The sequence below is a fragment of the bacterium genome, from assembly GCA_024226335.1.
GTDB lineage: Bacteria > Myxococcota_A > UBA9160 > SZUA-336 > SZUA-336 > JAAELY01.
Map to the genome: position 1 here is coordinate 1 of JAAELY010000269.1, position 12,844 is coordinate 12,844.

The 12,844-nt window shown below is 61.8% G+C and carries 10 protein-coding genes; 4 read left to right on the forward strand and 6 right to left on the reverse strand.

Annotated elements, in window-relative coordinates:
- Positions 1-144: 144 nt before the first annotated feature.
- Together GY725_14045 and GY725_14050 are read right to left on the reverse strand one after the other, a co-directional pair.
- Positions 145-564: a lactoylglutathione lyase gene (locus tag GY725_14045; GenBank protein ID MCP4005309.1), complete on the reverse strand. Its 420-nt coding sequence runs from the start codon at positions 562-564 to the stop codon at positions 145-147.
- Positions 565-580: 16 nt separating this feature from the next.
- Positions 581-3,034, reverse strand: a complete 2,454-nt coding sequence (locus GY725_14050) for a beta-glucosidase (GenBank protein MCP4005310.1) — start codon at positions 3,032-3,034, stop codon at positions 581-583.
- Positions 3,035-3,132: 98 nt separating this feature from the next.
- On the opposite strand from GY725_14050, the gene GY725_14055 reads away from it, so the two are divergent.
- Together GY725_14055 and GY725_14060 are read left to right on the forward strand one after the other, a co-directional pair.
- Positions 3,133-3,801, forward strand: a complete 669-nt coding sequence (locus GY725_14055; GenBank protein ID MCP4005311.1) for a TetR/AcrR family transcriptional regulator — start codon at positions 3,133-3,135, stop codon at positions 3,799-3,801.
- On the forward strand, positions 3,798-7,595 hold the full coding sequence (locus GY725_14060) for a hypothetical protein (GenBank protein ID MCP4005312.1): 3,798 nt from the start codon (positions 3,798-3,800) through the stop codon (positions 7,593-7,595). Before GY725_14055 ends, GY725_14060 begins: the two co-directional genes overlap by 4 nt.
- Positions 7,596-7,640: 45 nt before the next feature.
- Here the strand turns inward: GY725_14060 and efp are convergent, their stop codons facing one another.
- Entirely contained in the window at positions 7,641-8,189 is a 549-nt protein-coding gene (gene efp / locus GY725_14065; protein ID MCP4005313.1) for an elongation factor P, read from the reverse strand.
- Between the two features lie 144 nt (positions 8,190-8,333).
- On the opposite strand from efp, the gene GY725_14070 reads away from it, so the two are divergent.
- Together GY725_14070 and GY725_14075 are read left to right on the forward strand one after the other, a co-directional pair.
- On the forward strand, positions 8,334-8,672 hold the full coding sequence (locus tag GY725_14070) for a PEGA domain-containing protein (protein ID MCP4005314.1): 339 nt from the start codon (positions 8,334-8,336) through the stop codon (positions 8,670-8,672).
- Positions 8,673-8,990: 318 nt separating this feature from the next.
- The gene (locus GY725_14075) at positions 8,991-10,367 is read left to right on the forward strand and encodes an MATE family efflux transporter (GenBank protein MCP4005315.1); all 1,377 of its coding nucleotides are present in this window, start codon (positions 8,991-8,993) and stop codon (positions 10,365-10,367) included.
- Positions 10,368-10,398: 31 nt separating this feature from the next.
- Here the strand turns inward: GY725_14075 and GY725_14080 are convergent, their stop codons facing one another.
- From GY725_14080 to GY725_14090, 3 genes are all read right to left on the reverse strand, one after another.
- Positions 10,399-11,136, reverse strand: a complete 738-nt coding sequence (locus GY725_14080; GenBank protein MCP4005316.1) for a hypothetical protein — start codon at positions 11,134-11,136, stop codon at positions 10,399-10,401.
- Positions 11,133-11,789, reverse strand: coding sequence for an HAD family hydrolase (locus GY725_14085; protein MCP4005317.1), 657 nt, complete (start codon positions 11,787-11,789; stop codon positions 11,133-11,135). Before GY725_14085 ends, GY725_14080 begins: the two co-directional genes overlap by 4 nt.
- A 527-nt stretch (positions 11,790-12,316) precedes the next feature.
- Positions 12,317-12,823, reverse strand: coding sequence for a GNAT family N-acetyltransferase (locus GY725_14090; protein MCP4005318.1), 507 nt, complete (start codon positions 12,821-12,823; stop codon positions 12,317-12,319).
- Positions 12,824-12,844 lie beyond the last annotated feature (21 nt).

Consider the following 12,844-nt stretch of genomic DNA (forward strand, 5'->3'; position numbering starts at 1 on the left):
ATCGTCGATCAGTGGTGTCCGACCCGGTCGTTGGCAGCGGCCTTCTTCTACAACTGGAAGCTCATGAGGTACACACACCCACACCGGTGCGGGCGAGGACATCGCTGCACCCGAGAGGTCTAGACACCGGTCATAAGAGTCTTCCTACCAATTGCCCACATTGGGCAGTGACGCCCAGGGTTCCTGCGGGGCCAGTGCCCCTCCCTCCTGCAGGAGTTCAATCGAGACATCGTCTGGTGAGCGCACAAATGCCATATAGCCATCGCGCGGCGGTCGATTGATCGTCACGCCACCATCCGCCAATCTCTGGCACGTGGCGTAGATGTCCTTCACCGCGTACGCCAGGTGCCCGAAGCTGCGACCGGTTTCCAGCTTCTCGGGATCCCAGTTATAGGTCAATTCCAGTTGTACATCGGGATTGTCCTCAGCCGCCAGGAACACGAGAGTGAAACGCCCTGCCTCGATTTCGATTCGTCGCTGTTCGATCAAGCCTAGCTTGTTGCAATAGAAATCCAGCGACACATCCAGATCGCTCACGCGAACCATCGTATGCAGAAATTTCATGTTTCGATTCCCTCTCTCAGGATTTCAATTCGAACGAGGCACGAGCCCGGATGTCCCGGGACGAGCGACCCACGCGAACCTCGAACGCTCCCGGCTCTGCCACCCAGCCTGCGGTCGTCACGTCGAAGAACGAGAACGCTCGAGGACCGAGTTGGAGACTCAGGGTGCGGCTCTCGCCAGCGCGCAATAAGAGCTTCTCGAATGCTCGAAGCTCCTGTTCGGGTCGTGCAATACTCGCCTCGGGGTCGCTGACGTAGACCTGAACGACCTCCTGCGCAACGCGGGAACCGGTATTGCGCACGTCGACACGCACTTCGATGCCATCACCCGGACCGATTTCTCTCGCACTGAGAGACATTCGATCGTACTCGAAAGAACCGTAGGAGAGCCCATGACCGAATGGGAACAGGGGTTCGACATCCTTCGTATCGTAGTAGCGATAGCCTACGAAAACGCCTTCGCCGTAGAAGACCTGCCCCTTCTCACCGGGGTAGTTGATGAAGGCCGGATTGTCCTCGAGCCGTTTTGGCAGGCTCAAGGGAAGGCGGCCGCCCGCATCCCGGTCACCGACCAGGACTTCGGCGAGTGCGTTGCCCAGTTCCTGCCCCGGATACCAGATCTGCAATACCGCGGGCACCTTCGAGAGCCATTCCATGCGCAGTGGTGAGCCTGCGTTCAAGACGACGATCGTGCGGGGATTCGCCGCCGCAATCCGCTCGATCAGTTCCACCTGTCGACCCGGCAATTCCATGTCGAGGCGATCGCGCCCTTCAGACTCCCAATCGGGATTCAGGCCAACGACGACGATCGCGACGTCCGCCCGATCCGCAGCGGCGACAGCGCGCTCCATCAGGTCTTCTGGAACCGGCAGAAGCAGCCCCGCGCGCAGACCCGCGATAACGGGCGCGTCTTGCCGACTGTAGTCGATCTGCACGTCGTAACTCTGGCCCTGCTTCAGTTTGACACTGGCACTCACCTCGATGGTGCCCGCACCGAAGAAGCTCTCACCGCGCGTTTGCTGCGTCCAGTTGTCGACCACCAGTTCGCCGTCGACGAGAATCCGGGTCTTCCCCGCACTGGTCAGGCTAAAAGTGTGCGCTCCGCTCTCGGGCGCGACCAGCGTTCCGGTGATGCGAGCAGAGAACGCAGACGGTTCGACACCCTTGGCAACTTCCCCGAACCAGGTCAGTTCAGCTTCGCTCATATTCGTAACGAACGCCGGATCACCTTCGAGTTCCGTGTTGTTGAAGTACTCGACCCGCAGTCCGGCTTCGCCTTCTGAGTGCGAGAGGTATCGATTGTCGAGTGCCGGTGTGAGCTTGTGGTTCGTACAGCCTGGCTCGTGCAGGATCTCGAGATCCGGCAATCGATCGCGAATGCCCTCGAGCGCCGATACGCGGTAGTGCGCCTTGACCTGGGCACTTCCGCCACCATGCACGACCGCGACATCTGCATTCGGACCGATCACGGCCACACGCTGGAGTTTCTGAGGATCCAGCGGCAGTACCGCGGTGTCGTTCTTGAGCAGCACGAAGGACTCGGCCGCGGCTTCACGCGCCAGTTCTCGGTGTTCCGGTCGATCGATCGCCTGCTCGGGCTTCTCTTCGGGATCCTCGAACACGCCAACACGATCGCGCAGCAGCAATAGCCGCCGCACTTTCTGGTCAATCGTTGCCTCTGTGACTTCTCCGCTGCGAATGGCTTCGAGTAGCTTGTCACCGTAGTGCCGAGCTGGTCCCGGCATCTCCAGATCAAGACCACCGTTCGCGCAGCCAGCGCTGCTATTGCTGCCGAACCAGTCGGAGATCACAAATCCATCGAATCCCCACTCATCGCGCAACACCGTGTTGAGCAGACGATCGTGCTCGCTGGCCCAGGTACCGTTGATCTTGTTGTACGCCGACATGATGCCCCAGGCTTCGGCCTCGCAGACCGCAGCCTCGAACGGAGGCAAGTAGATTTCCCGCAGGGCTCGTTCACCTACTTCAGAACTGATCGTGTGGCGCTCGAACTCGGAATCGTTGGCGACGTAGTGCTTGACTGTGGTTCCGATACCCTGTGATTGGACTCCCTGGACGAAGCGCACAGCGAGTCGCGCGCTGAGATACGGGTCCTCCGAATAACACTCGAAGTTTCGACCGGCCAGGGGTGAGCGTTGGATGTTCACAGTGGGCGCCAACAACACGTGTGCGGATTTGGTGCGCGTCTCTTCGGCCAGTGCGACGCCGACCCGCTCGAGCAGATCCGGGTTCCAGGTAGCACCCAACGCCGAGCCGCAGGGGAAGCACGCGGAGGTCATAGCGCCGCGAAACGCTCCGCCGCGCGCGCCGTTGGGACCGTCGGTCACCTTGATGGGCGGAATTCCGAGTCGTTCGACCCCGGGTGCGTGCCACATATCTGACCCCGCGAGCATTTCGACCTTCTCGTCGAGGCTCATCTCCGCCAACCACTGCTCAATCCTGGCTTCCATCTGTCCTCCTGACACCCTTGATACAGGGTCCCGACCATCTTACAGCCCACACGCGAACGGGTTTGACCTGCCTACCTGCGCGCAGGTAGGCTCGATCCATGATTGCCCCGGCCGTCCTCAGTCCGCGAGCGACGCGAACTCGCACCGCGATCCTGGAAGCCGCAGAAGAGCTATTTGCGGCCAGGGGCCTGGCCGAGGCAAGGCTCGAAGACGTGGCTCTCGCCGTCGGAATTCGCCGCGCATCGATCATCTACTACTTCAAGGACAAGGCGCAACTCTACGATGCCGTTCTCGGGAATGCGCTCGGCGACCTGTTCAGGCAGATCGAGAAAGCGCTCTCCGGTGAAGACGATTTGCGGGTTCGTATGGAGAACGCAATCGCCGTCTGGACCGATTACATCGCCGGGCGACCGACTGCGGCTCGGCTTCTACTGCGTGAAATGGTGGGCGCCACCCCCGACCAGCCCCCGCGAATGCTGCGACACCTGCAACCTTTCCTGGAGATGTTCAGAAAGGTCGCCTCCGAGCATCGCGGCCCACGAGTGGTTTCCGACACCCTCTCTCCGATCCACTTCGCGAGCGCAATCGCGGGAACCACGCTCTTCATGGTAGGCGCCCTTCCCGCCCTTCATCCCGATCTGGATTTCAATCCGCTCGAACCCGAACAGTTGAAAGCGCAACGCGAAGTCGTTCTGCGCATTGCCAGTCGTCTTCTGGAGAGTCGTCAAGATGGCTCGAACGATCCCGCTTCCGGGATACGAACGTGAAGCGCGATTACCTGATCGGACTCGACGCGGCCAGCACGAACGGCCACTGCGTTCTGGTAGACACTTCTGGTGAGACGATCGCGAGCGCAACGCGCAACTGGACGCCTGCACCCACCCCGAACTCCGCCAGCATGGGATTCGACCTGGACCTGGAGCTTATCTGGGAACAGTTCGGAGGAATGGTGCGCGAAGTCGTCGCGCGCGCCGCTGCAACCCCTGACCAGATCGTGGCGATCGCACCGACGGGCCAGGGCGAGTCACTGGTACTGCTGGATGCGGAGGGCCTCCCGCTGCTCGCGGTCCCGAGCCTCGACGTGCGCGCTATGGCCGAAGGTCTTCAACTCGCCGCAGCACGAGGAGACGAGCTTTTCCAGCGGGTCGGACGACGACCCATGCCGGTATTCGCGGGTCCTCGCATGGCCTGGTTCGCTCAGAGTCAACCCGCATTATGGAAGCGAGCAAGTACCTGGCTTTCGTTGTCGGATTGGCTCGTATACAGGATGTGTGGTGCGCGACTGACGGAACCATCGCAAGCGGGCGGAAGCTTGCTGATGAACCTGAAGACTCGCGACTGGGCCTGGGATATCGCCGAAGATCTCGGAATTCGAAGCAACCTGTTCCCCGATCTGGCTCGCTCCGGACAACATGCGGGCGTTCTCAGTAACGACGCTGCGAGGACACTCGGATTGCGGGCCGGAATACCCGTCGCGGTCGGCGGCAACGCCATACAGTGCGGACTTCTCGGTTGTGGTGCGGTCTCACCCGACGACATCGCTGCGATCATCGGTGTCACGGGATCCGTTCAACAGGTCGTCAACCAGCCACTCTGTGACGCCGAAGGACGTATGTGGAGCGGCCATCACGTCATAGATGGAATGTGGGTACTCGAGAGCAATGCGGGCCTGGTCGGCAGCACACTCGAAGATCTCGGGCGCCTGATGTTCCCGGATAGCGCGATCGGCGCAGCCCGCCTGCTCGCCCTCGCAGGCGAATCGGTCCCGGGCGCCCACGGAGTATTGTCGACGCTCGGTTCCGGGGTCATGGATGCGCGCACGTTCGATCTGCCACTGGGCAATATCACGATGAGCGAACTGCCCGATGTCGGTTCCGAGAATCGCCGCTCCGATCTTGCTCGCGCCATCGCAGAGGGACTCGCCTACGGAGTCCGTGCCAATATTGCCCAGGTACAGGCCGCGACGGGCAATGCCCAACCTCTCGTCCGGCTGGCCGGTGGCCTATCGCGCAGCAGGACCTGGTGTCAGATCCTTGCAGATGTTCTCAACGCCGAGGTCCAGGTGTGCGCCGTACCGGAAGCATCGGCACTCGGTGCTGCGATCTGCGCGGGCGTCGGAGCAGGCGTATTCCCGGACCTGAGTGAAGGAGCACAGGCGCTCAGCCGGATCGGCCGCAGTCACGCACCCGTTCCCGAAAACGCCTCCCGTTACTCCCACCTCTATGGGACCTGGGGCTTGCTGCAGGAGGAGCGCGCCTCGGCCGATCGAATCGTGCGCTCGGTGACCCTGCAGGAGATCATGAGCAACGATCCAGGCCAGAGGCAGAGAGCCCCCTCGGAGACACGCCCACGCATCCTCGTTACCGCAGAACTCGACGAGAACGCGCTCGAGCAATTGCGCGCACTCGGCGATGTCGAGTACGCGAGCTACCGAGATGAACGCAGGCTTCTGATTGGGCCCGCACTGGTCAGGACGCTGCGCGGATTCGATATCTTCGTCACCCAGGTCGATGTCATCGACGTGGAAGCCCTGCATCAGCTTCCCGACCTCAGGGCGATCGTCGCGTGTCGCAACGACACGGTCAATATCGATGTCGAAGCTTGCAGCGCCCTCGGCATACCGGTGCTCTATGCGCCCGGGCGCAACGCAGATGCCGTCGCCGACCTGACGATTGCATTCCTGCTCATGCTATCGCGCCGGCTTCTGGAAGCCAACGCATTTCTGCGTCAACCCAATGGAGACGAGGGAGACATGGCTCGCATGGGTCATGCGTTTCGGAGCCTGCGGGGGCACGAGTTGTGGCGACAGACGGTCGGACTGATTGGCCTGGGTGCCGTTGGCCGAGCCGTCGCGAAACGTCTGGCGGGTTTCGGCTGCCGAGTGCTCGCATACGATCCGGAGATCTCACCTGAAGCGATTCTGCGCGGAGGAGGAGAACCGACGAACCTGCACGACCTGCTTCGCGAAAGCGATTTCGTGAGCCTGCACGCCGAGCTCACGAGCAGTTCTCGAGGCCTGCTGGATGAGGAACGGATCGCGCAGATGAAACCCGGCGCTTGCCTCATCAACACGGCGCGCGGTGCACTCATCGACGAAGAAGCTCTCTACGATGCTTTGCGCAGCGGGGCGCTCGGCGGAGCAGCCCTCGATGCGTTCAGCGTGGAACCGCCGGGCACCGATCACCCCTTGCTTCAACTTCCCAATGTCGTCGCCACACCCCACGTCGGAGGCAATACCTACGAAGTGGCCATGCATCAGAGCGAGATCGTGGCCAGAGAGCTCGACTGCCTGCTCCGACGGGAGCGCCCGAGAGACATCGTGAATCCCGAAGTCCTGGACGGCTTCGATTTAGACGGCGACCGCCACTCTCTAAGCGAGCAGGAATATCTGAAGCTGGCAGCCCGACCCGCTCCCACGATGTCGGACCTGGCGCAGCCTGCGAAAGCGCGGATTCACCGATCCGCGCCGCGCTCCGGTGCTCCAACCAGGACCCGCAACGCGATGCGGATCGCGCTTGAGAAGTTCGTGGCGGGTATGAGTTCAGACTCCGAAGTTCGAAGCTTTTCCGTCGACCAGGATTCGACCTTGATGTTCGTCATGGACGATCTCGATCTGGCTTTCTGGATCGCATTCAGGCACGGCTCGGTCAGTGGAGGCATAGGCGAACCCCCAACAGGAGCAGACGTCTGTCTGCGTACGACTGCGGAAATGCTCGATGGTGTTCTGAGCAGACGCATCGACGGGGCCGAGATGGCCATGGAAGGACGTCTGAGCATCTCCGGTGACGCGGTCAAAGCGATGGCGCTTCAACACCTGCGAGGCGAACTCAAACGCAACTACCTCGCCGCGCGCGCGGATTCGCCAGATCCTGGAGACCTTTTCCTGACGACCGGAAGCGCGAGTCCTCACGGATCCAGAGGCTCAACCGACGGCAGCGCCGAGCGCTCAGCCATCGCAGAGATCGCCGAGGATCTGTTCTCGCAACGGCTGATCAGCGCAACCGGTGGCAATCTGAGTGTCCGTGATCCCGAACGCGATGCGATCTGGATCACCGCGAACCAGCCACTCAAGAGCACAATCGAAACAGACTCCGTCGTTGCCCTCGATCTCGCGGGCCGAGTACTCGATCTCGATGCGCCTCCTCCTTCGAGCGAATACCCGATGCACTGCGCAGTCTATCGCGCACTACCCGACGCGGGAGCCGTGATCCACAGCCACGCGCCAAACGCGACCGTCCTCGCAAACGCCGGGCTGCCATTCCTTCCGATCTCGACCGAGGCCGCCCAGTTCGACGACATCCCGCGCATTCCGTTCATCATGTCGGACTCCGAGAAGCTCGCAGAAGCCATCGCCGAAGCGATGCGCGATTGCCCTGCCCTGCTGATGCAGAATCACGGCCTTCTGGTCGCTGGCCGGACGCTGCGCCAGGCCGCGGACTTGATTGGAATCATCGAACACACCTGCGAAGTCATCCTGGGCGGATACGCGGTCGGAAAACCGCCAGCCGTTCTGCCAGAAGAGGTGCTCGCAACGCTACGCAAAACGAGAGTCGTCGTGTAAGACGGGGTTTGAAGAACGGCGGAGCCGATCCAAAGCCACTTCGAACTACGCTCGCTCCACGTATTTTCTTTCGCGGGTGTCGATCTTGAGCTTCTCGCCCCGATCGATGAAGCTCGGAACCTGAACCACGGCGCCGGTTTCCAGTGTGGCGGGCTTGAGGTTGCCCCCCTTCGCCACTGGGTCAGTCTCAGTCACTTCCAGAACGACAAAATTCGGCAACTCCACACCGATCGGTTTGCCGTCGTGGAGCAGAACATCGACTTCGCAGTTCTCGGAGACCAGATCGACATTCTCGATCAGATCGCGCGCAATCTCGAACTGGTCGAACGATTCCTGATCCATGAACACCAATGTGTCTGCGTCTGGATACAGATACTGCATCTTGCGCTGGCTGACTTCGGCGGCTGGCAGACCTTCGCCGCTCTTGAGTGTGCGATCGATGACCGATCCCGAGATCAGGCTCTTCAGCTTCAGCCTCACGAAAGCTCCGCCTTTGCCCGGCTTCACGTGCTGATACTGGGTGATGATGTGGGGCTGGCCGTCGATTTCGACGCGCGTGCCCGGCCGCATTTTCGAGGTGTCGATGAGCGCCATGAGGCGGCGGACGATAGCACGTCACGGAGCGGACGCGAACCGGCTGGCGAGGCTGTACACCCACGCTCGTGGCACACATGAAATCCGCGGTCAGAGAACTTCGAGCCTGGAGCATCGCCCGCAAAAGGCCCACACTGCACGGCCATGAAGAAGACCGCCACCCTGGCCTGCCTGCTTGCCTGTCTCTGCCTTCCCGGCTGTGCCGTCTATCAGAATGTGGGCATCCTGAGCGAACCGGAAGGAGCCCAGATCTTCCTGGACGGCGAAGTCATCGGGGTGACGCCGGCCCGCTTGCGGATCCCACGCACGACCGACCACTCGGTGTACCTGAAAAAGGAAGGCTTCAAACCCAAACTCGTGGTGTTGACCTTTCATTCGATGGACGATGGGATTCACTTCCTGACACCCGCAGACGTGGGCGCCCGCCTGTCTCCACTCGCAGATACGCTGGATCGAGATCTCGACGTCGAGATCGAAGAATGATCTTGACGGGCGACCCTAAGGGCTGCTAATTCTCCTTTCGCTTAGCACTTCTGGCGAGGAATCTATGACCGACCGACCCAAAAAGATCTCGACGATCTCCCAGGTCGACCGGTCCGTGCTGCGCCCGAGGGCATTCGTTAGGGCCGGATCGACCGTTCAGTCGGGAGGAAATCGCGTCCACTGATTCGCCAGAAGCAGACCTCGAAATGCCGAAGGCCGCGGACGCGCAAGCGAACCGCGGCCTTCGGCATTTAACGCCTCGATCGACTCCGCCCAGACCGCGCATTCTGGCAGAGTCGGAATTCTCAGGAGCAGCACGTGTCGACAACGGCTCTAGAAAACGCGAACAAGGGCTCGGCCCAGGCGAGTGGTGCCGGAGGCCTGCGCGAGGTCGCCCTGCTCGCCTACCCAGTCATCCTGAACCAGATGTCCCTGACCGCGATGGGAGTCGTCGACACCGCGATGGTCGGGCGTCTCGGCGCAACCGAACTAGCCGCAGTAGGCCTGGGCGGACTCTGGCTGTGGACGACTCTGAGTTTTTTCCTGGGCACCTCGAGTGCGGTTCAGACCTTCGTCTCACAGGCAGACGGTGCCGGGGATCGCGATGCCCCCGGCTTCTGGAGCTGGCAGGCGTTGTACAGCCTCGTGCCACTGACGCTTCTCGCGATCTCGATCTTCTACGCGATCGCACCATGGCTGATGGCTCAACTCGGACCTTCGATCGGGATGCAGGAGATCGCGGTCTCCTATATGCGACCGCGAATGTTCGGAGCTGGAGCCGTCACGGCGACCATGATCATGGCATCGTTCTTCCGAGGCCTGGGCGACACACGCACGCCGCTGTTCGCGACCCTGATCGCCAACGGGTGTAATGCAGTTCTCGACTACGGATTGATCTTCGGAGAGCTCGGCCTGCCCGAATGGGGCGCCGCCGGTGCGGGCGCAGCCACGGGAATCGCCGAATGGATCGGCTTCGCCTACCTGCTGATCGCTTTTCGCGGAAAGAACCTGTGCCAACGCCATCCGACTCATGCCGTCGGGCTGTCGGTCCCTCATGTCCGTCGCCTGCTGCGAACGGGTCTGCCGATCGGCGGCCAGTGGGTCATGGGCATGCTGGCCTTCTCGGTCTTCTCGACGGTGATCGCACGCATGGGGGATGTGCAGATGGCGGCCAGCCAGGCCTTCATCGTTCTCTTGTCGCTTTCGTTCATGCAGGCCATCGGCATCTCATCGGCCGCATCGACGCTCGTCGGTCGCTACATCGGCGCCAAGGACTTCGAGGCGGCGCGGCGAAGCTTCCGCTCGGCGCAAAAACTGGCCGTACTGCTAGGAGGAATCCTCGCGGTCCTTTTCGTGTGCGCACCCGAGTTGCTCCTGCGGATCTTCATCAGCGACACCGAGGTCTTGATGCTGGGCGTGCCTCTGGTCTTGCTGGGCGCGACTTTTCAGTTCTTCGATTGTTTCGGCATCGTCGCGAGTGGATCGCTGCGCGGAGCCGGTGACACGAGTTGGCCGTTCTGGATGCAAGCCGCCCTGGAGTGGGGCCTGTTCCTGCCGATCGCCTGGTTGTTCGGTATCTGGCTCGATGGGGGCCTGTTCGGCGCATGGCTGGGCGGGACGATCTACGTGATCATCCTCGCCGGCGTGCTCGTCGCGCGTTTCCTTTCCGGTGCCTGGGAGACCATCGAGATCTGACTCAGAAGTCCCGGCGGGTTGCGGAGTTCCGCTATGAGTTGGCCGCTGGAACCGCCTGACGGCCGGCGATCGAAATCCAGGTCGCGCGCGCCCGCGCGATGCACTCGCCGGTCGCGCGATGCAGCGCACAACCGGCAAAACCGCGGCGGCCTTCGAAAGCAATCTTCCAGGCCGAAACCACCAGTCGCTCGCCGATGCTCGCCTGCCCGCTCACTTCCACCGCCAGGCGGCCCAGCACCAGTGGTTCCAGAACCTTCGACGCCTCGTCCTCGAGCAGCGGGAATGCGCTGGTGCAATCGAGTGCAGCCCATAGAAACGCTTTGTCGACGAAACCGTCGTCGCCGCCCAGAGACGTGTCCGGAATCCAGGGTGCCGCGGCGATCGAATCGACCATGCCCGGGTACACGCACAGGCCATCCCCCGGATGACGCCTGGGGCCGCAGACGAAACACTCGGGAAACGGATGGGTCTGAAAAGCGCGGCAACTTCCCTGTACGGCGAGCGCAGCTTCGAAATCGGGGGTCGGGGGAACCTCCAGTTCGAGTTCGCAGGGACAGACCGTCGCAAGATCGCGACCTCCGTCGCGCAACGCGAATCCCCCATCCTCGATTGCGCCAATTTCGAGCGCCCTGCCCAATGGAACCGGTGCCCGCAGTGTGACCTCCGCCGTTCCCCCGACATAACGCGCAAGTCGACCGGCCACATAACCACCGTTGCCTGTTTCGGGTGGCCCGCAGAAGCGAGGATCGATACTCAGGCGGTGGCTCAAGCCCGAGCCACCGACCAGTTTTCGAGCGCACCGGGCAGAGCGGCGAGGTCGCGAAGACACAGATCGGCACGCGCGGCCTCGGGGCGTCGAACGTGCGCGTACCCCCACGGTCCCCGCACCAGAAAGACCGACATCAACCCCGCCTCTGCTGCGGGAAGCACGTCATTGTCGAGTCGGTCCCCGACGTAGGCGATCTCTCCGGCAGAGAAACCGGCGAACTCCACGATGCGCGCGAAGAATTCAGCCGACGGCTTTTCCACTCCCCAACTGCCCGAACTGGCAATCCCATCGATCTGCAGGCCCAAGAACGCCTGGCTGTGTTCGGCATGCGCCGGTTGGTTTCCCGCGACACCGATCCAAAAGCCGCGCTGCTTCAACTCAAGTATGCAATCGACGGCGTCGGGATACAGATCGTCGGCCCTATGCTCGTCGACGTGACCGGCCGCAGCCCGGCGCTTCTTCTCCAATTCAATATCCACTTCGGGACACAGGATCTCGAACACCCGTCGATGGTGTTCACCGCGATCGGCCGCCTGCCCGAGAACGCTGAAGAAGGTCAGATGGGAAATCCCGAGCCAGTCCGCCCAGCCCGCCCAGTAGCGGGTCTCGTCCACCAATGTCTCCCCTACGTCGAATACAACCGCTCGCACCATGGCGCGCAGTCTCGTGTTCCTGCCCCAAGCTGGCAAGCGCCCGGCCAGGAACTCGACCCAGGACCGCGTTCGCTAGTTCAGAGTGGCCGTTTACGAGGGTGAAAATTCCAGAAAAAATCAGAAAAATCTCAACTGCCCGATTTCACTGACTGGGCGTTCAGGTGCTTGCTGAACATTCACAACCTCCCCAGAACGGCGCAGACCGAGTTAGGCGAACAAACGAGGGGATGAGCAGCGACGGCATGCGACGATTCACCACATTGCGCGGGTTCTCGCCTTCACGCGGCAGTTTCACCATATTGCGCCCTGAGTGACGACCCTGCTAAATTGGTGTCTCTTCCCTTCCAAGAGAAGCAGACATAGGCCAAGAGAACTGCTCTCAGGATTATCCCTTCCGGAGAGCAGGCAAATTGACACGGCAGCGTTTCCCGCGCTGTCGTGTCTTGCATTTTGGGGCCCTGTCCAATTCCCGCGGTCCGGGCGCCGCACCCCCCGGATTCCCCCAGCGGAGACGGCCGTGACCAGCTTCAGACGGCAAGCCGCAGGCGGTAGTAGTACTCGACAGAAGCGCTCAGATCCCCCAGTTCGCGCGTCTCGGAACCGCGCGAAAAGCCTCGCCGCTCGTAGAAATGATGGGCCGTTTCGAAGCGTGTGTCGCTCCACAGGTCGACGAATTCCGCTCCCCGGCGAGTCGCTTCACGCTCGATTAGCGAGCACAACTCCGAGCCCAGGCCTCTCTTGCGCTGTGCATCGGCGACGTAGAGCTTGCGCAACTCGATGCCGGAGACGGCCTGCGCAGGAAGCCAGCCGACACTCCCCACGACGCTGCGCTGCGCGTCTTCTGCGATCCAGAACTCGCCCCCACCTCGTTTGAAGTGCGTGGCGATCTCGAGTAGTTCGGGCGCTTCGTTTTCGACGTCGAGTACACATCCCGGGTACTCGTCGAAGACCGCACGAATCAAGGAGATGAGGCCGGGACCGTCCTCATCCCGCGCCGCTCGTACGTTCACTGCATCGGACACAGGAAAGAGCATAGCTCGCTGCGCCAGACGACG

Bases quoted from the DNA above. Each gene is read 5' to 3' on its own strand.
- efp (MCP4005313.1), bottom strand. From the start codon at position 8,189: ATGGCGCTCATCGACACCTCGAAAATGCGGCCGGGCACGCGCGTCGAA.
- GY725_14050 (MCP4005310.1), bottom strand. From the start codon at position 3,034: ATGGAAGCCAGGATTGAGCAGTGGTTGGCGGAGATGAGCCTCGACGAG.
- GY725_14055 (MCP4005311.1), top strand. From the start codon at position 3,133: ATGATTGCCCCGGCCGTCCTCAGTCCGCGAGCGACGCGAACTCGCACC.
- GY725_14045 (MCP4005309.1), bottom strand. From the start codon at position 564: ATGAAATTTCTGCATACGATGGTTCGCGTGAGCGATCTGGATGTGTCG.
- GY725_14085 (MCP4005317.1), bottom strand. From the start codon at position 11,789: ATGGTGCGAGCGGTTGTATTCGACGTAGGGGAGACATTGGTGGACGAG.
- GY725_14070 (MCP4005314.1), top strand. From the start codon at position 8,334: ATGAAGAAGACCGCCACCCTGGCCTGCCTGCTTGCCTGTCTCTGCCTT.
- GY725_14090 (MCP4005318.1), bottom strand. From the start codon at position 12,823: ATGCTCTTTCCTGTGTCCGATGCAGTGAACGTACGAGCGGCGCGGGAT.